This is a genomic window from uncultured Zoogloea sp. (assembly GCF_937894855.1).
GTDB lineage: Bacteria > Pseudomonadota > Gammaproteobacteria > Burkholderiales > Rhodocyclaceae > Zoogloea > Zoogloea oryzae.
The window spans coordinates 36,083-58,649 of the sequence record NZ_CALAYQ010000038.1; the positions used below are offsets into that span (position 1 = coordinate 36,083).

At 71.5% G+C, this 22,567-nt stretch carries 20 protein-coding genes; 16 read left to right on the forward strand and 4 right to left on the reverse strand.

The window, feature by feature from the left end; translation table 11 throughout:
* Window positions 1-187: 187 nt before the first annotated feature.
* From Q0672_RS05350 to Q0672_RS05365, 4 genes are all read left to right on the forward strand, one after another.
* On the forward strand, window positions 188-520 hold the full coding sequence (locus Q0672_RS05350) for a YqjD family protein (protein WP_153162248.1): 333 nt from the start codon (window positions 188-190) through the stop codon (window positions 518-520).
* Window positions 521-576: 56 nt separating this feature from the next.
* Window positions 577-801: a CsbD family protein gene (locus Q0672_RS05355; protein ID WP_153162249.1), complete on the forward strand. Its 225-nt coding sequence runs from the start codon at window positions 577-579 to the stop codon at window positions 799-801.
* A gap of 94 nt (window positions 802-895) precedes the next feature.
* The gene (locus tag Q0672_RS05360; protein WP_153162251.1) at window positions 896-1,084 is read left to right on the forward strand and encodes a hypothetical protein; all 189 of its coding nucleotides are present in this window, start codon (window positions 896-898) and stop codon (window positions 1,082-1,084) included.
* Window positions 1,081-1,269: a hypothetical protein gene (locus tag Q0672_RS05365; protein WP_153162252.1), complete on the forward strand. Its 189-nt coding sequence runs from the start codon at window positions 1,081-1,083 to the stop codon at window positions 1,267-1,269. Before Q0672_RS05360 ends, Q0672_RS05365 begins: the two co-directional genes overlap by 4 nt.
* Window positions 1,270-1,329: 60 nt before the next feature.
* Here Q0672_RS05365 and Q0672_RS05370 read toward each other — a convergent pair whose 3' ends face one another.
* Window positions 1,330-2,178: an OmpA family protein gene (locus Q0672_RS05370; RefSeq protein WP_153162254.1), complete on the reverse strand. Its 849-nt coding sequence runs from the start codon at window positions 2,176-2,178 to the stop codon at window positions 1,330-1,332.
* 23 nt (window positions 2,179-2,201) lie between these two features.
* Window positions 2,202-2,588, reverse strand: a complete 387-nt coding sequence (locus Q0672_RS05375; protein ID WP_298620506.1) for a DUF4398 domain-containing protein — start codon at window positions 2,586-2,588, stop codon at window positions 2,202-2,204.
* A gap of 285 nt (window positions 2,589-2,873) precedes the next feature.
* Here Q0672_RS05375 and Q0672_RS05380 point away from each other — a divergent pair, with 285 nt between their 5' ends.
* From Q0672_RS05380 to Q0672_RS05415, 8 genes are all read left to right on the forward strand, one after another.
* The gene (locus Q0672_RS05380) at window positions 2,874-4,160 is read left to right on the forward strand and encodes a DUF3422 family protein (RefSeq protein WP_298620508.1); all 1,287 of its coding nucleotides are present in this window, start codon (window positions 2,874-2,876) and stop codon (window positions 4,158-4,160) included.
* Window positions 4,157-12,937: a glucoamylase family protein gene (locus tag Q0672_RS05385; RefSeq protein WP_298620511.1), complete on the forward strand. Its 8,781-nt coding sequence runs from the start codon at window positions 4,157-4,159 to the stop codon at window positions 12,935-12,937. The genes Q0672_RS05380 and Q0672_RS05385 overlap by 4 nt, the downstream gene beginning before the upstream one ends.
* Before the next feature lie 126 nt (window positions 12,938-13,063).
* On the forward strand, window positions 13,064-13,783 hold the full coding sequence (locus tag Q0672_RS05390) for a Crp/Fnr family transcriptional regulator (protein WP_298620513.1): 720 nt from the start codon (window positions 13,064-13,066) through the stop codon (window positions 13,781-13,783).
* 116 nt (window positions 13,784-13,899) lie between these two features.
* Window positions 13,900-14,394 (forward strand): hypothetical protein, encoded by a 495-nt coding sequence (locus tag Q0672_RS05395; RefSeq protein WP_153162261.1) that lies wholly within the window; start codon window positions 13,900-13,902, stop codon window positions 14,392-14,394.
* Window positions 14,395-14,419: 25 nt separating this feature from the next.
* Complete coding sequence (locus tag Q0672_RS05400; protein WP_298620516.1) at window positions 14,420-16,138, forward strand: ABC transporter ATP-binding protein/permease; 1,719 nt, start codon at window positions 14,420-14,422, stop codon at window positions 16,136-16,138.
* A gap of 135 nt (window positions 16,139-16,273) precedes the next feature.
* On the forward strand, window positions 16,274-17,197 hold the full coding sequence (locus tag Q0672_RS05405; RefSeq protein ID WP_298620518.1) for a DnaJ C-terminal domain-containing protein: 924 nt from the start codon (window positions 16,274-16,276) through the stop codon (window positions 17,195-17,197).
* A gap of 3 nt (window positions 17,198-17,200) precedes the next feature.
* Entirely contained in the window at window positions 17,201-17,527 is a 327-nt protein-coding gene (locus Q0672_RS05410; protein ID WP_298620520.1) for a chaperone modulator CbpM, read from the forward strand.
* Between the two features lie 168 nt (window positions 17,528-17,695).
* Window positions 17,696-18,259: a lipid-binding SYLF domain-containing protein gene (locus tag Q0672_RS05415; RefSeq protein WP_298620522.1), complete on the forward strand. Its 564-nt coding sequence runs from the start codon at window positions 17,696-17,698 to the stop codon at window positions 18,257-18,259.
* 98 nt (window positions 18,260-18,357) lie between these two features.
* Here Q0672_RS05415 and Q0672_RS05420 read toward each other — a convergent pair whose 3' ends face one another.
* Entirely contained in the window at window positions 18,358-18,522 is a 165-nt protein-coding gene (locus Q0672_RS05420) for a DUF1328 domain-containing protein (RefSeq protein WP_153162269.1), read from the reverse strand.
* 49 nt (window positions 18,523-18,571) lie between these two features.
* On the reverse strand, window positions 18,572-18,724 hold the full coding sequence (locus Q0672_RS05425; RefSeq protein ID WP_367179935.1) for a DUF3309 family protein: 153 nt from the start codon (window positions 18,722-18,724) through the stop codon (window positions 18,572-18,574).
* Between the two features lie 288 nt (window positions 18,725-19,012).
* Between Q0672_RS05425 and Q0672_RS05430 the strand changes: the two genes are divergently transcribed.
* The 4 genes from Q0672_RS05430 to Q0672_RS05445 all read left to right on the forward strand — a co-directional run bounded on the left by Q0672_RS05430 (window position 19,013) and on the right by Q0672_RS05445 (window position 22,536).
* A complete protein-coding gene (locus Q0672_RS05430) occupies window positions 19,013-19,624 on the forward strand; it encodes a hypothetical protein (protein WP_298620525.1) in 612 nt (203 codons plus the stop codon).
* Window positions 19,625-19,884: 260 nt separating this feature from the next.
* Window positions 19,885-20,289 carry a hypothetical protein gene (locus Q0672_RS05435; protein ID WP_298620527.1) on the forward strand — a complete coding sequence of 135 codons (405 nt, stop codon included), beginning with the start codon at window positions 19,885-19,887 and terminating at the stop codon, window positions 20,287-20,289.
* Window positions 20,286-21,740 carry an ATPase domain-containing protein gene (locus tag Q0672_RS05440; RefSeq protein WP_298620529.1) on the forward strand — a complete coding sequence of 485 codons (1,455 nt, stop codon included), beginning with the start codon at window positions 20,286-20,288 and terminating at the stop codon, window positions 21,738-21,740. The genes Q0672_RS05435 and Q0672_RS05440 overlap by 4 nt, the downstream gene beginning before the upstream one ends.
* Window positions 21,741-21,759: 19 nt before the next feature.
* Window positions 21,760-22,536, forward strand: coding sequence for a GGDEF domain-containing protein (locus tag Q0672_RS05445; RefSeq protein WP_298620531.1), 777 nt, complete (start codon window positions 21,760-21,762; stop codon window positions 22,534-22,536).
* Window positions 22,537-22,567 lie beyond the last annotated feature (31 nt).

The window sequence follows — 22,567 nt, forward strand, 5'->3', positions numbered from 1 at the left end:
AGCCCAGTGTGCGCAGGAAGGGCCGGCGGGTCTGTGCGCTACCGAACCAAGGCCCCGGTACGCCGCTGCGTACGTTGGCGCACCGACATCGGGTACCGCCAGGGCCACGATGCAGCCAGAGGAGCCCGTGGCCCAAACCCCCGGCGCCGATCGCCCCTCACTCAATCCATTTGCAGCAGGAGACATCATGACCACCGAAACCACCGCTCTGCAGGACACCGGCGACAGCCGCCGGTCCGGCTTCGTGAATGACGTGAAGCACGCCGCCGGCCGCGCCGACGAGCTGATGACCGACGCCGCCAACACCACGGCGGAAGGCTACGCCGCGGCCCGCGCGAGCCTCCACGAGGCGATGGGCGAGGCCCGCTCCCGCTACGACGACACCCGCAACCGGATGGCCCACAAGGCCCGCGTGGCGGCCGACGTCACCCAGACCTACGTGAAGGAAAACCCCTGGCAGGTGCTGGGGGGTGCCGCAGTCGCCGGCTTTCTCATCGGCTTTCTGATGAGCCGGCGCTGAACGGCGCGTCCGGCCGGCAATTCCGCCGTCCGGCAGATCAACACAAGGAGTCGAAAATGAACTGGGACATCGTTGAAGGTAACTGGAAGCAATTCAAGGGCAAGGTCAAGGCGCAGTGGGGCAAGCTCACCGACGACCACCTGGACGTGATCGCCGGCAAGCGCGACGACCTGTCCGGCAAGATCCAGGAAGCCTACGGGATCACCAAGGACGAAGCCGAGGCGCAGCTCAAGAAGTTCGAGGACGCCAACAAGGATTCACCGCCGAAAAGCCCGTCCTGACCCGTTCGCGCCATGCGGGGGCCTCGCAGCACGCCCCGCGCATGGCACGGCACGGGCCCAGGCGGGCCGGCAATTACATGGAAGGATTGTGGTCATGAACACATTCATGCGTTTCACCCCCCGGGCGGGGCCGGTCGACGGCCCCGTCAGCCTCTCCCCCTTTGCAACCCAGATGGCCGAGCGCCTGAGCGCCCGGCAGGCCCGGCGCCCGCGGACGCCGCTGAAGGTGTGGGAAGACGAAGGCGGCAGTCTGGCCGCCCCCGTCGCCGCGCCGCCCCTGTGAAGCCCGGCAAGGACGCCACCGAAGACTGGCTCGACCGCGAATGCCCCCGCTGCGACAGCTCCGCCTACCGGGTGCCGCGCCGCTTCGTGGATGTGCTGCGCGGCCTCTTCGGCGCGGTCCGGCGATACCGATGCACGGCGATGGGCTGCGGCTGGGAGGGCAACCTCCGCCCGCCACGCCACTGAATCCCCGGGGCTGCCCGGAACATCCCCCGCCGACACCCCAAGGCGCCGGCGGGCACCGGCTCAGCGGGCCGGGATGTTGCCGTTCTCATCCGACAGCACCACCTCCACCCGACGGTTCATCTGGCGGCCGCCGATGCTGCCGTTGCCGGCCACCGGATAGGCCTCGCCATAGCCGTGGGCCGAGAGGCGCGAGCTGCCGATACCCATCTCCACCAACGCCCCCATCACCGCATCGGCACGTCGGCCGGAGAGTTCCCGGTTGTGGACGTCGCTGCCGGTGCTGTCGGTAAAGCCTTCGATCATCGCCTTGCGCTCCGGGTTGGCCTTCAGGAAGGCCGCCAGCTTCTCCATGTTGCGCCGGCCACCCGACCGGATCTCGGCCCGGTCGGTGTCGAAGAGCACGTCGCCGATGGTCACCACCATGCCGCGGGGGGTCTGGCGGGCGTTGAGGGCCTTCAGCTGGCTCTCCAGCTCGCGGTTGCGGGCCTGGGCATCGCCGGTGGCCATGCGGGCGCTGTCGGCGCTGCGATGGGCCATGTCGGCTTCGGTGGTGCGGGCCGCCAGGCGCACCTTGTCGCGGGCGCCCTCGGCACCGGCGACAGCCTTCTCGGCGGCCTTCTGGTTGCCGGTCTCCTGGGCGATCGCCACCCGCTGCTTGGCCAGGTAGGCCAGGTGATCCACGTCGGCCGGCTTGTCGCCGCGCATCGACGCCTCATCGGCCAGCTTCAGGGCGTCGCCGGCCTGCTTCATCTCGCCCGCCGCAAACTCGCGGGCCTGGGGATTCGCCTCGGCGATCTGGTAGTCGCTCCGCGCCTGGTCCAGCAGCGCGTTCTTCGGGGGCGTCGAGCTACAGCCGGCCAGGGTGGCCAGCGCGACGAGGGTCATCGCGAAAATCCGTTTTTCAGTCATGGTCGTTCCTTTAGTCTGGGCAATCATTTGTTCTTGCGGCCGAGCTCTTCGCGCAGCACGCGGATGCCTTCCTGCAATTCGTCGGCGGCCTTGCGGGCCTTCACCGAGCGCGACTTGGCCTCGGCGAGCTGGGCGTCCACCTGGGCCTGCTGGGCAAACCGGCGGGCGCTGTCGAAGTCCTCGCTGACCATGGCGCGCTTGGCCAGGTCGAGCTTCTCCCGCGCCATCTGCATCTCGGCGGGGGCCATCTCGCTGCCGCCGGCGCTGCCGGCGCGGCCGACCGCGGCGGCGGACACGGCCAACTGTTCGACGGGGGCGGGCGTGCTGGCGCAGCCGCCCACAACAATCGCCGCAACGGCGACGAGTACCGGCAGGCCGAACCGGAGAGCTCCGGCGGATCGGGTTTTCATGGTGATTCCCTTCGTTGAATGAAGCGGCTGACCGGCTGGGCGGAAGCCCGCCGCGTCTTGGCTCACCGGCCGAGCATGCACGGGACGTGCGGCGCGGTCGGTGCGCTGGCGCACCCGGGACGATGAATCTGGCATGGCCAGCCCCTGTGTGCGGCAGCGCACCGACCCCGCAACGCCTTGTGGCTAGGCTGCCTGCGAGGTTTCCCGTGGCTCCGCGCCCTGCGGCACGGCGTCCCCTCCGGTTCATCGTCAGCCGTTGCATGACGAACTGGGGGAGGTTCATTCATGGCAATCCTGGCCAATCACCCGCAGCGCTTTGCGCTCAACTACGAGCTGCATGCCCGCCCGCTGGAAGCCCTTCAGGCCCCCGAGCAGGCGTCCTACCTGGCCGTGTGCACCGAACCCGACGGGCGGCAGGCCGAGTACGAACACATCGTCGAGCTGTGCACCCGCTACGGCGTGCCCTCGCCGGCCGCCGACCTCACCCACTTCCAGGTGGATCTGGGCGTCTTCCGCCTGCGCTGGGAACACCGCCCCAACTGCAGCAGCTACACCTTCTTCCGCCACGGCGATTTCGAGACGCCGTTCGCCGATCCGGTCATCCGCAGCGTTCCCCAGGACTGGCTCGAGAAGCTGCCCGGCACCGTGCTGGTCGCCGCCCACATGGCCCTGCGCGCGGTGCCGCCGGTCAAGCACGCCGACGACGAGCTGGCCCAGCTGTTCGAGGGCAACCCGGTCAATGCCTCGCGGGTGGGCGACGGCGTCGCCAGCGTGGTGACGGACTTCCGCATCCACGCCGATGGCTTCAGCCGCATCCTGATCGACGACATCCGGCTCGCCCCCGGCCAGGCCGGCCGCACGGTGCTGCGCCTGTTCGAGATCGAGACCTACCTGATGCGCGCCCTCCAGGCCTCTCCGCTGGCCCGCGCGACCCTGCCGGTGCTGGTGGATGCCGACGCCCAGCTGGCCGCCCTCATCACCGAGATGGCCGAGGTGCACAGCAAGGACGAACCCGCGCTGCTCGACCGCCTGACCCGGCTCGCCGCCACCGTGGAGGGCACCATCTCCGCCACCCTGTACCGCATCTGCACCGCCCGCGCCCACCAGGAACTCGTCACCCGGCGCATCGCCGAGCTGCGCGAGCAGCGGGTCGAAGGCCTGCCGACCCTGCGGGAGTTCGTCGAGCGGCGCCTGCTCCCGGCGATGAACACTTGCGAAACCGTGGCCCGCCTGCAGGAGAGCCTGTCCGAGCGGATCAGCCGGGCCAGCGAACTGCTGCGCACCCGGGTGGACATGACCCTCCAGCAGCAGAACCAGATCATCCTCAACGCCACCGCCCGCCGCGCCCGGATGCAGCTGCGCCTGCAGGAGACCGTCGAGGGCCTGTCCATCGCGGCCATCAGCTACTACGTGGCCGGCCTCATCGCCTACCTCGCCAAGGCCCTCAAGGCCGGCGGCGCGCCGGTCAATCCGGAGATCGTGGTGGGGCTGGCGATACCGGTGGTGGTGATCGCCGCCGCCGTCGGCGTGCGTCACATCCGCCGCGCGGTGCAACGCGCCGAACTGTCGTGAACGCCCCCGTCGATTCCTTCCCGCGCCTCAGGGACTGGCTGGCCGGCAAGCCCCGGCGGGGCGCCGCCGATGCCGACGAGCCGCCGCTGCGCGCAGAGCTGTTCAGCGCCGACCAGATGGCCACCCACGGCAAGCGCCTGGCGGCCTCCCACACCACCCTGGCCCGCGGCCGGGTGCGCGACCGCCTGCTGGCCCGCCTCGCCGACAACGAGCGGGTGCTGGTGGACGTGTGCCGCCAGCTCACCGAGGCGGTGGCCGACAAGCGCCGCGTCACCCCCGCCGGCGAATGGCTGCTGGACAACTTCTACCTGCTCGAAGAACAGGTCCGCATGGCCCGCAGCCTGCTGCCCGAAGGCTACAGCCGCGCCCTGCCGCGCCTCGCCGACAGCCCCACCGAGCCCGGCGCCCCGCGGGTGTACGACATCGCCCTCGAGACCGTCTCCCACGGCGACGGGCGGGTCGACGCCGAGAGCCTCGGCCGCTTCGTGACCGCCTACCAGACCGTCACCCCCCTCGAACTGGGCGAGCTGTGGGCGATCCCCATCATGCTGCGGCTGGCCGTGATCGAGAACCTGCGCCGCGTCAGCGTGCGGGTGGCCGCCGGCTGGGTCGAGCGCGAGCTGGCCGGCACCTGGGCCGACCGCCTGATCCAGACCGTCGAGGACGACCCGCGCAGCCTGATTCTGGTGATCGCCGACATGGTGCGCTCCAACCCGCCGATGGTCGGCGCCTTCGTGGCCGAGCTGGCCCGGCGTCTGCAGGGCAGGGGGCCCGCGCTGGCCCTGCCCCTCACCTGGATCGAGCAGCGTCTGGCCCAGTCCGGCCAGACCATCGTGCAGCTCGTCCAGTCCGAAAACCAGCAGCAGGCCGCCGACCAGGTATCCATCAGCAACAGCATCGGCAGCCTGCGGGTGCTCGGCACCCTGGACTGGCGGGATTTCGTCGAGAACCTGAGCCTCGTCGAGCAGACCCTGCGGGGCGACCCGGGCGGCGTGTATGGCCGGATGGATTTCGCCACCCGCGACCACTACCGCCATGCCACCGAGGAGATCGCCCGGCGCGGCCAGCTGGGCGAGAACCAGGTTGCCCGCCTCGCGGTGGATCTGGCCCGGGCCGCCGCCCGGGGCACCGGCGGGCGAGCCGCCCACGTAGGCTATTACCTGGTCGATGCCGGCCGCCCGGCGCTCGAAGAGGCCGCCGGGCTGCGTCCGGGCCTCGTCCGGCGCATCGGCTGCGCCGCCGCCCACGCGCCCCTGTGGCTCTACCTGGGCGGCATCGCCCTCATCACCCTGCTGGTGGCGGGCGGCCTGTCGGGCCTCGCGCTGGCCGACGGCCTGCCCGTGTGGGCGCTGGCCCCGGTCGGGCTGCTCGCGGTGATGGTGGCCAGCCAGCTGGCGGTCGCGCTGGTCAACTGGGCCGCCACCCTGCTGGTCAAGCCGCATCCCCTGCCACGGATGGATTTCTCCCGGGGCATACCGGCGCCCTGCCGCACCCTGGTGGTGGTGCCCACCATGCTCGGCAGCGAAGCGGGGGTGGATGGCCTGCTCGAAGCCCTCGAAGTGCGCTTCCTGGCCAACCGCGACCCCCACGTGCACTTCGGGCTCCTCACCGACTTCCTCGACGCCGCCGACGAGACCCTGCCCACCGACGCCCCGCTGGTGGCCCGCGCCCGGGCCGGCACCGACGCCCTCAACGCCACCTACGCCACGCCGGACGGCGACGTGTTCTTCCTGTTCCACCGCCCGCGCCGCTGGAACCCCCAGGAGCAGGCCTGGATGGGCGCCGAGCGCAAGCGCGGCAAGCTCGCCGATCTCAACGCCCTGCTGCGCGGCTTTGCCGGCGACGCCTTTGCGCTGGTGGCCGGCGACACCACCATTCTCGGCGGGGTGAAGTACGTCATCACCCTCGACACCGACACCCAGCTCCCGCGGGATGCGGCGCGGCAGTTCGTCGGCGCCATGGCCCACCCCCTCAACCAGCCGGTCTACGACGAGCGGGCAGGGCGGGTGGTGGCCGGCTACGGCATCCTCCAGCCGCGGGTCGGCATCAGCCTGCCGGGGGCCAACCGCTCCCGCTACGCCCGGCTCCACGCCGGCGAGGCCGGCATCGACCCCTACACCCGCGCGGTGTCCGACGTATATCAGGACGTCTTCGGCGAAGGCTCCTTCATCGGCAAGGGCATCTACGACGTGGACGCCTTCGAGGCGGCCCTCGGCGAGCGCTTCCCCGACAACCGCATCCTCAGCCACGACCTCCTCGAAGGCTGCTACGCCCGCGCCGGCCTGCTCAGCGACGGCCTGCTGTACGAGGATTACCCGGCCCGCTACGCGGTGGACGTGACCCGCCGCTACCGCTGGATCCGCGGCGACTGGCAGCTCGCCGGCTGGCTGCTGCGCCACGTGCCGTGCCTGTGCGACGACGGCACCGGGCCACACCGGCAGCCCAACCCCCTGTCGGCCCTGTCCCAGTGGAAGCTCGTGGACAACCTCCGGCGCAGCCTCGTGCCCCCGGCCCTGCTGGCCCTGCTGGTGCTCGGCTGGGCCACCCTGGACCGCCCCGGGCTGTGGACCGGGCTCCTCGTCGGCATCCTGATCCTCCCCGCCCTGTGCGCGGTGCTGCTGGATCTGCTGAAGAAGCCCAAGGACAGCGTGCCGCACCAGCACCTGGCCGCCGTGGCCCACGGCGCCGGCCAGCGCGCCGCCCAGCTCGGCTTCGAGTTCGCCTGCCTGCCCTTCGAGGCCGGCTTCAGCCTCGACGCCATCGGCCGCACCCTGTGGCGGCTGGGCGTCAGCCACCGGCGCCTGCTGGAATGGTGCCCGTCGAGCGAGGTCGAGCGGAAAGCCCCCGCCCACGACGACCTGCCCGGCGCCTTCCGGACCATGGCCACCGCGCCCCTCGCCGTGGTGGCGATCACCACCGGCCTCGTCGCCCTGGCGCCGGGGGCGCTGCCCGCCGCGGTGCCGGTGCTCCTGCTGTGGCTGGCCTCGCCGGCCATCGCCTGGTGGCTCGGCCGGCCCATCGCTCCCCGCCCGGTGAGCCTCAGCATCGACCAGACCCTCTTCCTGCGCGGCGTGGCCCGGCGGACCTGGGCCTACTTCGACACCTTCGTCGGGCCCGCCGACCACTGGCTGCCGCCCGACAACTTCCAGGAATACCGCGTCGCCTCGGTGGCCCACCGCACCTCGCCCACCAACATGGGGCTCGCCCTGCTGGCCAACCTGGCCGCCTGCGATTTCGGCTACATCCTCGCCGGCCCGCTGCTGGCGCGCACCACCCGCACCCTCGACAGCATGGCGCGCCTGACCCGCTACCGGGGGCACTTCTACAACTGGTACGACACCCGCAGCCTCGAACCCCTCGCCCCCGCCTACGTGTCGACGGTGGATAGCGGCAACCTCGCCGGCCACCTGCTCACCCTGCGGGCGGGCCTGGGCGAACTGCCGGATGACCCCGTCGTGCCGGCCCACCTGTTCGACGGGCTGGCCGACACCGTGCACATCCTCGCCGCCGCCATCGGCAGCGACGCCGACGAACGGCTCGCCTCCTGCTGGCGGGCCCTGGAGAGCGCCTCCGTGGCCCAGCCGGCCAGCCTGCCGGCGGTGCGCCTCATCCTCGAGGGGCTGGCCGGCTGCGCTGCCAACGTGCTGGTGCAGACCGCCGGACGGCCCGACACCGGCACCGACCCCCGCCCCGCCACCGAGGCCGGCCGCTGGGCCGAAGCCCTGCTGCGGCAGGTGCAGGAAGCCCAGGCCGAACTCACCCAGCTCGCCCCGTGGCTGCAGCTGCCCCCGCCGCCCCGCGGGCTCGACGGCTTTGCCGACCGGATCGCCGAGACCCTGGGCATGCCCACCCTGCGCCAGCTGGCCCACGCCGACAGCGCGCTGTGCGCCCAGATCCGCCAGCGCCTCGACGACGACACCAACCAGACCCAGCGCGCCTGGCTGCAGGATCTGCTGCACGGCATCGCCGAAGGCGGCACCCGCGCCCGGGAGCGCCTCACCGCCATCGACAGCCTGCGCGCCCGCCTCGCCGCGATGGCCTGCATGGATTACGCCTTCCTGTACGACACCACCCGCCACCTGCTGTGCGTCGGCTACAACGTGCAGGACCGCCGGCTCGACGCGGGCTGCTACGACCTGCTCGCCTCCGAGGCCCGGCTGGCCAGCTTCGTCGGCATCGCCCAGGGCGCGCTGCCCCAGGAGAGCTGGTTCGCCCTCGGGCGCCTGCTCACCCGCGCCGGCGGCGAGCCCGTGCTGCTGTCGTGGAGCGGCTCGATGTTCGAATACCTGATGCCGCAGCTGGTGATGCCCGCCTACGCCCACACCCTGCTCGACCAGACCTGCCGGGCCGCGGTGGCGCGGCAGATCGACTACGGCCGCCAGCGCGGCGTGCCCTGGGGCATGTCCGAGTCGGCCTACAACAGCGTGGACGTGCAGCTCAACTACCAGTACCGGGCCTTCGGCGTGCCCGGGCTGGGCCTCAAGCGGGGGCTCGCCGACGATCTGGTGGTCGCCCCCTACGCCTCGGCCCTGGCCCTGATGGTGGTGCCGGCCGAGGCCTGCGCCAACCTCCGGCGCCTCGCCGCCGAAGGCTTTGTCGGGCGCTTCGGCTTCTACGAGGCCATCGACTACACCCCGGCCCGCCAGCGCCGCGGGCAGGCCCGGGTGGTGGTGCGCGCCTTCATGGCCCACCACCAGGGCATGAGCCTGCTGGCCCTCGCCTCGCACCTGCTGGGGCAGCCCATGCAGCGCCGCTTCGCCGCCGACCGCCAGCTCCAGGCCGCGCTGCCGCTGCTGCAGGAGCGCATCCCCCGCCCGTCGGGGCTGTTCTCGATGGCGGCCGAGCTGTCCGGGCTGCAGGCCCGCGTCCAGCCCCTCGACACGCCGCTGCGGGCCTTCACCACCCCCGACACCCCGATGCCCGAGGTCCAGCTGCTGTCCAACGGCCGCTACCACGTGATGATCAGCAACGCCGGCGGCGGCTACAGCCGCTGGCGCGATCTGGCGGTGACCCGCTGGCGCGAGGACGGCACCTGCGACGACCGGGGCGCCTGCTGCTACATCCGCGACGTGGCGAGTGGCGCCTTCTGGTCCGTCGCCCACCAGCCAACCCGGCGCCGCCCGACCAGCTACGAGGCGATCCTCTCGGAAGGGCGGGTCGAGTTCCGGCGCCGGGACGAAGTGGAGCCCGGCGGCGAGATCGAGACCTACACCGAGATCGTCGTCTCCCCCGAGGACGACATCGAGCTGCGCCGGGTGCGCCTCACCAACCGCAGCAGCCGCCCGCGGGAGATCGAGATCACCAGCTACGCCGAGGTGGTGATCGCCCCGCCCGCCGCCGACGCCCTCCACCCGGCCTTCAGCAAGCTCTTCGTGCAGACCGAGATCCTGCCCCGCCAGCGGGCCATCCTGTGCAAGCGCCGGCCCCGCTCGCCGGACGAAGCCACGCCCTGGCTGCTCCACCTGATGGCGGTGCACGGCGTGCCGTCCGACGCCGTGTCGTGGGAGACCGACCGCGCCCGCTTCATCGGACGCACCCGCGACACCGCCGCCCCGCTGGCCATGCTCGACAGCGCCCCCCTGTCGGGCAGCGCCGGGCCGGTGCTTGACCCCATCGTCGCCATCCGCCAGCGCGTCACCCTGGCGCCGGAGCAATCCGCCATCGTGGACATCGTCACCGGCATGGCCGACACCCGCGACATCGCCGTGGGCCTGGTGGGCAAGTACCTCGACCGCCACCTCGCCGACCGGGTCTTCGATCTGGCGTGGACCCACAGCCAGGTCGAACTCCAGCAGCTCAACGCGGTGGAAGCCGACGCCCAGCTCTACGCCCGGCTGGCCGGGGCCATCCTCTACGCCGGCGCCGCCCTGCGGGCCGACCCGGGCCTGCTGATCCGCAACCGGCGCGGCCAGTCCGGGCTGTGGGGCTACGCCATCTCCGGCGACCTGCCCATCGTGCTGCTGCAGATCGGCGACGCCAGCAACGTGGAGCTGGTCCGCCAGCTCGTGCAGGCCCACGCCTACTGGCGCCTCAAGGGGCTGGCGGTGGATCTGGTGATCTGGAACGAAGACCACGCCGGCTACCGCCAGCGCCTCCAGGACGAGATCGTCGGCCTGATCGCCTCGGGCAGCGGCGCCAGCGTCATCGACCGGCCGGGCGGCATCTTCGTGCGCCCCGCCGAGCAGATCTCCGCCGAAGACCGGCTGCTCTTCCAGGCCGTCGCCCGCATCGTCATCACCGACTGCCGCGGCACCCTCGCCGAGCAGCTCGACCGACGCGAGCTCGCCGCCCCACGCCCGCCACCCCTGCTGGCCACCCGCACCCACCGCCCGGCCCCGCCGGCCGAAGCCCCGCCCCAGGCCGTCACGCCGATCCTCGCCAACGGGCTGGGCGGCTTCTCGCCGGACGGGCGCGAATACCTCATCACCCTGGCCCCCGGGCGCCCAACCCCCGCCCCGTGGGCCAACGTGATCGCCAACCCCGGCTTCGGCACCGTCATCTCGGAGAGCGGCAGCGCCTACAGCTGGAGCGAGAACGCCCACGAGTTCCGCCTCAGCCCGTGGCACAACGACCCGGTGAGCGACCCGTCCGGCGAGGCCATCTACCTGCGCGACGAGGAAAGCGGCCACCTGTGGTCGCCCACCCCGTTGCCCCTGCGCGGCAGCGGCACCTACCTCACCCGCCACGGCTTCGGCTACAGCGTGTTCGAGACCCGGGAAGACGGCATCCACTCCAGGCTCACGGTGTTCGTCGCCATCGACGCGGCGGTGAAGTTCTCGGTGCTCACCCTGCGCAACGACTCCGGCCGGCCGCGCCAGCTCTCCGCCACCGGCTACGTGGAATGGGTGCTGGGCGACCTGCGGGAGAAGTCGGCCATGCACGTCAGCACCACCCTCGCCCATCCCGGCAGCGCCCTGTACGCCCGCAACCCCTTCAACACCGAGTTCGCCGAGCGGGTGGCCTTCTTCGATGCGGACGGCCCGGTGCACAGCCGCAGCGCCGACCGGCGCGAGTTCCTCGGCCGCAACGGCACCCTCGACGACCCGGCGGCCCTCGAATGCGCCGGCCTGTCCGGCCACGTCGGCGGCGGCCTCGACCCCTGCGCCGCCCTCCACCTGAAGGTGAACCTGGCCCCCGGCGCCAGCCGCGAGCTGGTGTTCCGCCTCGGCGTCGGGCACGACAACGCCGACGCCGACCGGCTGGTGGCGCGCGTGCGCGGCTCCGCCGCCGCCCGCCAGGCCCTCGACGACGTGCACGCCTACTGGCAGCGCACCCTCGGCGCGGTGCAGATCGACACCCCCGACCCGGCGGTGAACGTGCTCGCCAACGGCTGGCTGCTCTACCAGACCCTGGCCTGCCGGCTGTGGGCACGCAGCGGCTACTACCAGTCGGGCGGCGCCTTCGGCTTTCGCGACCAGTTGCAGGACGCGATGGCCCTGGTCCATGCCGAACCGGCGCTGCTGCGGGCCCACCTGCTGCTGTGCGCCGGCCGCCAGTTCCGCGAGGGCGACGTGCAGCACTGGTGGCACCCGCCCTCGGGCCGCGGCGTGCGCACCCGCTGCTCCGACGACTACCTGTGGCTGCCCCTGGCAGTGTGCCGCTACGTCACCGCCAGCGGCGACACCGGCGTGCTCGACGAGGTGCAGCCCTTCCTCGAAGGCCGTCCGGTCAACCCCGAAGCCGACGCCTACTACGACCAGCCCACCGTCTCGGGCGAATCCGCCGACCTCTACGCCCACTGCGTGCAGGCCATCCGCCACGGGCTCACCGCCGGCGCCCACGGGCTGCCGCTGATGGGCTCGGGCGACTGGAATGACGGCATGAACCGGGTCGGGCTGGCCGGCCAGGGCGAAAGCGTGTGGCTGGGCTTCTTCCTGTACGCGGTGCTCGGGCAGTTCGCCGGGCTGGCCGAATCCCGCGGCGACGACGCCTTCGCCGCCCTGTGCCGGGCGGAGGGCGCCCGCCTGCAGGGCGCCCTCGAAACCCACGGCTGGGACGGCGGCGTGACGCCGGCCGGCTGGTACCGCCGGGCCTACTTCGACGACGGCACGCCCCTGGGCTCGGCCGGCAACGCCGAATGCCGGATCGACTCGATCCCCCAGAGCTGGGCGGTGCTCTCCGGCGCGGCCGAACCCCACCGGGCGCGCTGGGCGATGAACGCCCTGGCCGAACATCTGGTGCGGCCCGCCGACCGGCTGGTGCTGCTCCTCGACCCGCCCTTCGACACCGCCAGCCTGCCCGCCGGCTACATCCGCGGCTACGTGCCCGGCGTGCGCGAGAACGGCGGGCAATACACCCACGCCGCGGTGTGGGCCGCGATGGCCTTCGCCCAGCTCGGCGACACCGACCAGGCCTGGGCGCTGCTCGGGCTGATCAACCCGATCAACCACGCCCGCAGCGCCGACGGCGTCGCCACCTACAAGCTCGAACCCTACGTGGTTGCCGCCGACGTGTACGCCTGCCCGCCCCACGTGGGCCGCGGCGGCTGGAGCTGGCACACCGGCGCCGCCGGCTGGATGTACCGGCTGATCGTCGAATCCCTGCTTGGCCTGCGCCGGGAAGGCACGCTGCTCCACGTGGCCCCGCGCCTGCCGGCCGACTGGCCCGGCTGCACCCTGCGCTACCGCTTCGGCGAAACCTGCTTCCCCATCGTCGTCACCCGCGCGGTGGCGGGCGAGGACATCGGCCTGCGCGTGGATGGCGTGGCGCAGGCCGACGGGGCCATCCGCCTGGTGGACGACCGCCAGCCCCATCAGGTCGAGCTGCGCCTCGGCTGACCCCGCCCGGCACGGCCGGATATGTTCGGTAGCGCACATATCCGGCCGCCATGCGTGCCTATACTGGGCATGTGGCAGCCCCGTCGCTCCGACGGGTGCGCCCGCCCCACGCATTGGAGCCCGATCATGGTCAGCGCCGACAACGCCCGCGGAAACCAATTGCTCGCCGCCCTGCCGGATGCCGAATCCCAGCGCATCCTGCCCCAGCTGGAGGCCGTGGACATGCCCCTCGGGCAGGTGCTGTACGAATCCGGCCGGCAGCTCAGCCACGTGTACTTTCCCACCACCGCCATCGTCTCGCTGCTCTACGTGATGGAAAACGGCGCCTCGGCCGAGATCGCCGTGGTGGGCAACGAGGGCATCGTCGGCATCTCCCTCTTCATGGGCGGCGAAACCACCCCCAGCCGGGCGGTGGTGCAGAGCGCCGGGCGCGGGCTGCGGCTGCGCGCACCGGCGATCAAGGACGAGTTCAACCGCTCCGGCCCGATGATGCACCTGCTGCTGCGCTACACCCAGGCCCTCATCACCCAGATGGCCCAGACCGCCGTGTGCAACCGCCACCACTCCCTCGACCAGCAGCTGTGCCGCTGGCTGCTGCTGAGCCTCGACCGCCTGTCGGGCAACGAGCTGGTGATGACCCAGGAGCTCATCGCCAACATGCTCGGGGTGCGCCGCGAGGGCGTCACCGAAGCCGCGCTGAAGCTCCAGGCCGCCGGGCTGATCCGCTACGCCCGCGGCCACATCACGGTGCTCGACCGGGCCGGGCTGGAGGCCCGCACCTGCGAGTGCTACGCCGTGGTCCGCAAGGAATACGACCGCCTGCTCCCCTCGCGCATCGCAAGCTGAAGGCGGCGGGCGCGCGCCGCCCGTGTTCGCTATCAGACAGACCGCTCCCGGCCTGCCCCATAAGCTGACGGCATTGGCACCCGACGGACGATGTCCGGCTTTTGCAGGAGCAGACGATGACGCAGCGAATCCCCATGCCCGATCCGGCCTCACGCCAGCGCCCGCGCGGGCCGTGGCGGCTGGCCAGCCTTCTCGGCGCGATCGCCCTGCAGCTGGGCCCGCCGGCGCTGGCGCAGGACGGGAACGACCTGCTCCGCTGCGGCGTGCCGGCCATCCCCGCCGTCCCCGTCGAGACCGTCGCCTGGATGAGCGGCGGCATCGGCGAGGCCGACCGCGCCCAGATGAACCGCGCCGCCGCCGACTACAACCTGCAGGTGGTCTTCAGCGACCGCGCCGGACACTATCTGGCCGACGTGCCCTTCTCCATCAAGGCCCAGCCCGCCGGCCCGCGCTACGCCGCGGTGAGCGCCGGGCCGCTGCTGTACATCCGCCTGCCGCCCGGCCGCTACCGGATCGGCGCCCGGCTGGACGGCGCCTGGCAGGCCCGGCAGATCCGCATCGGGGCCGCCGCGCGGCCGGTGCGCATCGCCTTCGTCACCGCCGGCCGCTGAGCGCATCCGCGGGCCCGCCACGCCCATGATCCCCTTCGACGGCCAGCTCCTCCGGCGCTTCTGGCAGATTGCCGGGCCCTACTGGTTCAGCGATGGCCGGCGGGGCGCCCTGGGGCTGCTGGCGCTCCTCGTCGCACTGCTCTTCGGCCAGGCCCTGTTCGCGGTGCTCCTCAACGCCCAGACCGGCGAATTCACCTCGGCGCTGGCCGCCCACGACGAGGCGCGGTTCTGGTCATCGATCCGCCAGTGCCTGGTGCTGCTGGTGGTGGCGGTGCCCACCCACGCCTTCTACTACTACGTCCGCGACACCCTCGGCCTGCGCTGGCGGCGCTGGCTGACCCGCGACTACCTCTCCGCCTACCTGGGCAACGGGATGTACTACCGGCTGAACGCCAGCGCCGAGATCGACAACCCGGACCAGCGGATCGCCGAGGACATCAACACCTTCACCCAGAAATCCCTCCAGTTCCTGCTCGTGCTGGCCAGCGCGGTGCTGCAGCTGGCGGCCTTCTCGGGCGTCCTGTGGGCGATCTCCCGGGAGCTGGTGCTGTTCCTGATCGTCTATGCGGTGGTGGGCACCACTGTCACCGTGCGCCTGTTCGGGCGGGTGCTGGTGGGGCTCAACTTCAACCAGCTCCGGCGCGAGGCGGATTTCCGCTTCAGCCTGGTGCGCATCCGCGAGCACGCCGAGGCGATCGCCTTCTACGCCGGCGAAGCGCGCGAATCCCGCCAGGTGGACCAGCATTTCGACGCGGTGTACGGCAACGCCAGCCGGCTCATCGGGGCGCAGCTCCGGCTCAACCTGTTCCAGTACGCCTACAGCTTCATGACCATCGTGCTGCCCAGCGCGATCATCGCCGGGCGGGTCCTGTCCGGCGAACTCGAGGTGGGCCGGGCCATCCAGGCGGCCGGCGCCTTCGCGGCGATCCTGGCGGCGCTGGCGGTGATCGTCGACAACTTCGAGAGCTTCAGCAAGTTCGCCGCCGGCATCGACCGGCTGGACAGCTTCGCCGGCTTCATGGACGGGAAGCACGACGCCACCAGCGACGAGCGCATCGAGTTCGTCGAGGATTCGCGGATCCACATCGACGGGCTGACCCTGTGGACGCCGAACCGTGAGCGCACCCTGATCTGCGACCTGTCCCTCTCCATCGACCCCGGCCAGAGCCTGATGATCGTCGGCGCCAGCGGCTGCGGCAAAAGCTCGCTGCTGCGGGCCATCGCCGGCCTGTGGCGGTCCGGCCACGGGCGGATCGGCCGGCCGGCCTCCGGCGACATGCTGTTCCTGCCCCAGCGCCCGTACATGCTGCTGGGCAGCCTGCGCAGCCAGCTGCTCTACCCCCGGCAGGATCAGGCCATCCCCGACGCCGAACTGCTGGCCGTGCTCGAGCAGGTCAACCTGCCCGACCTGGTGGCCCGCTTCGGTGGCCTCGACGCCGCGCAGGACTGGGCCAAGGTGCTGTCGGTGGGCGAACAGCAGCGGGTGGCCTTCGCCCGGGTGCTGCTGGCCGCCCCCCGCTACGCGGTGCTCGACGAAGCCAGCAGCGCCCTCGACGTGGCCAACGAGGACCGCCTCTACACCCTGCTCGCCGCCACCGGCATCACCCTCGTGAGCGTCGCCCACCGGGCCTCGATCCGCCACTTCCACCGCCAGGTGCTGGATTTTCGCAGCGACGGCAGCTGGACGCTGCACGGCGCGGGATCTGTGCGCAGGCGTACAGACGCGCCGCAGGCCGCCTCCTAGGCTTGATATCCCGGCCGACTGGCCGCGGGTCGTCGCAGGAGCTGCCCCATGAAACCGCTTTCCCACCCCGAACCGGGCTCCGCCGCCATTGCGCCGGCGCGTCCGGCCCGGCCCTAGCCCCGGAGGCCGGCCGGCATGGAATTCAAGGACTACTACGCAGTCATGGGCGTCGCCCCCGACGCGACCCAGGACGAGATCAAGCGCGCCTACCGCCAGCTGGCGCGCAAGTACCACCCGGACGTGAGCAAGGAGCCCGACGCCGAGCTGCGCTTCAAGGCCCTCGGCGAAGCCTACGCGGTGCTCAAGGACCTGGAAAAGCGCGCCGCCTACGACCAGCTGGGCAGCGACTGGCAGCCCGGGCCGGATTTCCAGCCGCCCCACGGCCGGCGCGGCGACGCGGCCTTCTCCAACGACGAGTTCAACGATCTGTTCGAATCCATCTACGGGCGCGGCCCGTCCCAGGGGCGGGAGGAGGGCGCCGGCTTCCACGCCCGCGGCCAGGATCATCACGCCCAGGTGTTCATCGACCTGGAAGACGCCTACACCGGCGCCACCCGCAGCATCAGCGTGCAGACGCCCGAGGTGGATGAGCGCGGGCGCGTGCATCTGCGCCGGCACACCCTGAAGGTCACGATCCCCAAGGGCGTCCGCGCCGGGCAGCACATCCGCCTGGTCGGGCAGGGCATGCCGGGCATGGGGCAGGGGCCCGCCGGCGACCTGTACCTCGAAGTGGCCTTCAACCCCCACCCCGATTACCGGGTCGACCAGCGCGACGTGTATTTCGACCTGCGCATCGCCCCCTGGGAGGCCGCCCTGGGCACCCAGGTCGAGGTGCCCACACCGGGCGGACGAGTCGAACTGAGCGTGCCCGCCGACGCCCGGGCCGGCCGCAAGCTGCGCCTCAAGGGGCGCGGCATTCCCGGCCCGGTGGCGGGCGATTTCTACGCCGTGCTGCAGATCGTCGTGCCGCCCGCCGACAGCGAGGCGAGCCGCGCCTTCTACACCGGCATGGCCGGACAGTTCGCCGCCTTCGATCCCCGATCCACCGCCGGAGCCTGACCCATGGACCACCCAAGCATGCTGCCCCAAGCCACCGTGACCATCCTCGAGGAACAGACCGGGCTCAGCCTCATCGAGGTGTGCCGCGCCTGCGCCGTGAACGCCGACAGCATCGTCGAGCTGGTGGACGAAGGTCTGCTGGCGCCCCTCGGACGCGAGCCCCACCGCTGGCGCTTCACCGGCCTGCACGTGCGCCGCGCCACCGTCGCCCTGCGCCTGCGGCGCGACCTCGGGCTCAACCTCGCCGGCGCCGCGCTGGCCATCCAGCTGCTCGACGAACTGGACGCCCTGCGGGAGAAGCTGCGCGCCCTCGACGCCCCCCGGGCGTGATCCCGCCCGTTTGCAGCTCTGTTCGCCAGCGTACGGAATACCCGGATCAATGGGCGCAGGATGAAAGCTCGCAGTCGTGCCCGATCAGCGGAATGTCCGGTCAGGCACCGCCCTCGATCCCGCTTCCGACATCACTCCCGATGCCGGGACAACATGAAGGAACACACCATGACCAACGTACGCCGCAACTTCCACAAGCTCGTCCTCGTCACCGCCACCTCTCTCGCCCTCGGCGCCTTCGGCGGCCCGGCCTTCGCGGCCACGTCCGAAGACCTCGACCGGGACGCCGCCCAGGCCCTGCAGACCCTCTACAAGAGCAACCCGGCCGCCGAAGCCATCTCCAAGAAGGCCCGGGCCGTGCTGGTCTTCCCGAAGATCATCAAGGCCGGCCTGGTGTTCGGCGGCAGCTACGGTGAGGGCGTCCTCACCCGGGGCACCGAACACCTCGGCTACTACAACTCCGTGTCGGCCTCCTGGGGCTGGCAGGCCGGGGCCGAATCCTACGGCTACGTGGTGTTCCTGATGAGCGACAAGGCCGTCAAGTACCTCAACACCAGCCAGGGCTGGGAGATCGGTGTCGGCCCGTCGGTGGTGGTGGTGAACGAAGGCATGGCCAAGAACCTCTCGTCCTCGACCCTCAAGAACGACGCCTACGCCTTCATCTTCGACCAGCAGGGCCTGATGGCCAGCCTGAGCATCGAAGGCACCAAGATCACCCGCATCAAGCGCTGAACGGCGTAGCGGTTCCCGCGTGACGGCGGACCGCAGCCGGAACGCAAACGCCCGGCGGCCGGATCACGAAGACCGGCCGCCGGGCGGAGCGGGTGCGTTCAGCGTCGCCGGATGAGGCCGACCACGAAGGATGCGACGAACAGCACCAGAAAGATGAAGAACAGGATGCGCGCGATCTCGACCGCACCGGCGGCGATGCCGGTGAAACCGAACAGGGCCGAGATCAGCGCAATGACGAGAAACACGCCGGCGTAGTGGAGCATTTTGGTTCCTTTCAAGTCATGCCGGTGGCGAGCCGGCGCGGCAGCCGGGCTAGATGCGGCCCAGCAGCACGAGGACGAGCAGGATCACGACGATGAAGCCGATGCCTCCGCTCGGGCCGTAGCCCCAGCTCTGGCTGTGGGGCCAGCTAGGGAAGGCGCCGATCAACAGCACGATGAGCACGATCAGCAGAATGGTTCCGATGGACATTTGAGGTCTCCTTGCCTGGGTTGCGTTGCACTGTCGATGCTACGCAGCAGGGCCGGCGCGTCTGTGCGCCATCGAACAGCGGCGCAATCCGGGTGGGTGCGCCAGCAGACAGACGCCCCGCCCCATCTCCCGCAGGCTGGGTCCATCCGAACCACCGGGGCCAGCAGTCTTCCCCGTGACGATGGAGGGCGCTTCCGGGCCCCCCCATCCTGGCGAAGAACCTGTCGTGCCAGCCCATCGGGCTGCACGGCAAGCCGGATTCATCCTCTCAAGGAAACCACCATGAAAACATCCAGCCTCAAGCTCATCGCCCTCTCCATCGGCCTCGCCTTCAGTCTCGGCGCCGCCGCCGAAACCATGTCGAAGGACGACTACAAAGCCGGCGAGACGAAAATTGCCGCCGACTACAAGGCCGCCCGCGCCGCCTGTGGCGCCAAGGCCGACAACCAGAACGACATCTGCGTGGCCGAGGCCAAGGGCAAGGAGAGGGTCGCCCTGGCCGAGCTCGAATCCAGCTACAAGCCCAGCCGCAAGGCCCACTACGAAGTCCAGGTGGCCAAGGCCGAAGCCGCCGGTGCAGTGGCCCGGGAACGCTGCGATGACATGGCCGGCAACGCCAAGGACGTCTGCGTGAAGGAAGCCAAGGCCGCCGAAACCTCCGCCAAGGCCGACGCCATGGCGCAGATGAAGACCTCCGCCGCCACCGCCACCGGCAACGAGAAGGCCGCCGAAGCCCGCAGCGACGCCAAGGGCAAGGTCGCGGAAGCCCGCAAGGATGCGGCCAGCGACAAGCGCGAAGCCCAGTACACGGTGGACAAGGAAAAGTGCGGCAGCCTCGCCGGCACCGCCAAGGCCCAGTGCATGGACCAGGCCCGCGCCAACATGGGCAAGTAACCGGCTTCTGCCGGCCGACCCCGCCCGGGGTCGCGCCGGCCGGACAGCGAGGCCGGAACGGCTCATCCCACGACGGATGGCCGACCCGGCCTTTCTTCCGCCCACGCCATCCGTTTCACCCTGCCACCCGCCACGGCAGGCGCGCCGGCTCCGTGCGCTGGCGTACATACAGCCGCCATCGCGACGACCACAATCGGTCCAGCCAATCCCGGCGGGCTGGCGCCGGCACCCCGCGGCGATCACTTCAGGAGGCGCCATCCTTGCAAGCCCCTTTGATACCTCAGGCTGAAGATCGCATCCTGGCCCTGCGGGTCGCCGACGCAGCGGTCACCGCGTGGCGCGAACTCGACGCCGCCCTGTCGCCCATCATCGGCCAGCGGGGCGTCGCGGCCCTCTACCAGCGCAGCCTCTACCTCACCCGCATCGACTACCCGTGGCTCGCCGGCGTGCACCAGGCCACCGTGCGGGCGGGCGAATTCGCGCCGCTCCACACCGTGCTCTCCCAGCAGACCAGCGCCACCGCGGCCGGCGCCTGCAGCGCACTGCTCGCCACCTTCCGCGATCTCCTGACCCGCCTGATCGGCGCCTCGCTCACCGAACGCCTGCTGCCCCCGATCCCGCCAGCCCCACCCGCCCCCAACGCCGCCCCGGACCCCTCGCCATGAACACCGACACCACCCGCCTGCAACGCATGGCCACCGGCGTCTCCGGGCTTGACGCGGTGCTCGGCGGCGGCCTGCCGGAGCTCTCCTTCAGCCTCATCGCCGGCCCGCCGGGCAGCGGCAAGACCACCCTCGCCCATCAGATCATGTTCGCGCTGGCCTCGCCCGAGCGCCCGGCGCTGTACTTCACGGTGCTCGGCGAGCCGCCCCTGAAGATGCTGCGCTACCAGCAGCAGTTCGAGTTCTTCGAGCACGAGCGGGTCAAGGATTCGATCCGCTTCATCAGCCTGGCCGACGAAACCGCCAGCGGCGATCTGGACAAGGTGCTCGCCCGCATCTCCAGCGAAGTCGAGGCCCACACGCCGGGCCTGGTGTTCGTGGACTCCTTCCGCTCGGTGGCCGGCAGCCCCGCCCGCGCCGGCATTCCGTCCCTCGGCCTGCAGCACTTCATCCAGAACCTCGGCGTGCTGATGACCTGCTGGCAGGCCACCACCTTCCTGGTCGGCGAATACTTCACCCCGAACGACCCCAACCCCGTGTTCACCGTGACCGACGGCCTGATCTGGCTGAGCCAGAGCGTCCAGGGCAACTCGGTGGTGCGCAAGCTCGAGATCATCAAGATGCGCGGCCAGGCCACCGTGCCCGGCCTGCACACCTTCCGCATCGGCAGCGCCGGCATCACCGTGTTCGGCCCGCCGCCCTGCAGCGCGCCGCTGGCCGACCCCGGCCCCGGCCTGGCCGAGCGCCTGCCGATGGGCGTGCCCGGGCTCGACGGGATGATGGGCGGCGGCCTGCCCCGGGGCTACTCGCTGCTGGTCGCCGGCCCCTCCGGCTCGGGCAAGACCCTCCTCGCCGAAGCCTACCTGGCCGAAGGCGCCCGCCACGGCGAGACCGGCGTGATCGCCGCCTTCGAGCAGCGCCCCCGGCGCCCCCGCAGCCACCGGCTCGCCGACCTCATCGCCAGCGGGCAGGTCGGCGTGGTCGACACCCGCGCGCCGGATCTGTCGGTGGACGAGATGGCCATGCTCCTCATCACCGAAATCCGCCGGCTGGGCGCCAGCCGGGTGGTCATCGATTCGCTGTCGGGCTTCGAGCTGGCCCTCGCGCCCACCTTCCGCAACGACTTCCGGCAATCCCTGGCGCGCCTCGTGGCGGCCCTCACCGGCAGCGGCGTCACCCTGCTGATGACCTCCGAGCTCGAAGACCGCTTTACCGACCTGCGCTTCAGCCCCCACGGCACAGCCTTCCTCACCGACGCCATCATCGTTCACCGCTACGTCGAGCTGGCCGGCCGCCTGCTGCGGACGCTGGCGGTGGTCAAGCTGCGGGGCAGCGCCCATTCGGACGAGCTGCGCCTCTTTCACGTGGACGACGACGGCCTGCACATCGACGAGCGCCTCGCCGGCCACACCGGCCTCCTGACCGGCCGGCCGCTCCGCCTGCCCGCCGACTGAGCCCCGGCGACCCGCCACCATGCCGGCCTCCGACCCCCACCAGACCGACGCCGCCCTGGCGACCCTGGCGCAGCTGGACGAAGCCGCCAACCGCCTGGTGGCGGAACTCGCCCGACTAAGGCAGGAGCTCACCGCCGCCCGCAACGACTGCGACGCGCGCCGCAGCGCCCAGCTGCGCGAGGCCAACGAGAAGCTTCTCCTCGCCGCCCTCCAGGCCGACCAGATCGCCGAGAGCGCGGTGAATGACCGGGACGTGCTCGCCAACCGCAGCCAGCGCGACCCCCTCACCGGCACCCCAAACCGCAGCCTGATGCTCGACCGCCTCGAAAGCGCCATCGCCCTGGCCCACCGGCGCGGCACCCACATCGCCGTGCTGTTCCTCGATCTCGACCTCTTCAAGCAGATCAACGACGTCCTCGGCCACGCCGTCGGCGACGAGACCCTGCAGCTCGTGGCCCAGCGCCTGCAGTCGGTGCTGCGCGACTCCGACACCGTGAGCCGCCACGGCGGCGACGAGTTCCTGGCCCTCCTCACCGAGATCACCCAGCCCACCGACGCCACCCTCATCGCCGACAAGATGCTCGCCGCCCTCGCCGCCCCGGCGCGGATCGGCGACCACCTGCTCAACCTGTCGGGCAGCGTGGGCATCGCCCTCTACCCCCAGGACGGCACCGACGCCGCCAGCCTGATCGCCCACGCCGACGCCGCCATGTACGCCGCCAAGCGCGCCGGCGGCGGGCGCTGCGCCCTCCATCAGCCCGACACCCCGCCGGAGTCCGCACCCGAAAGCGGCTGAACGCCCCCGGCGTCAGCAATGCCTCATCCCG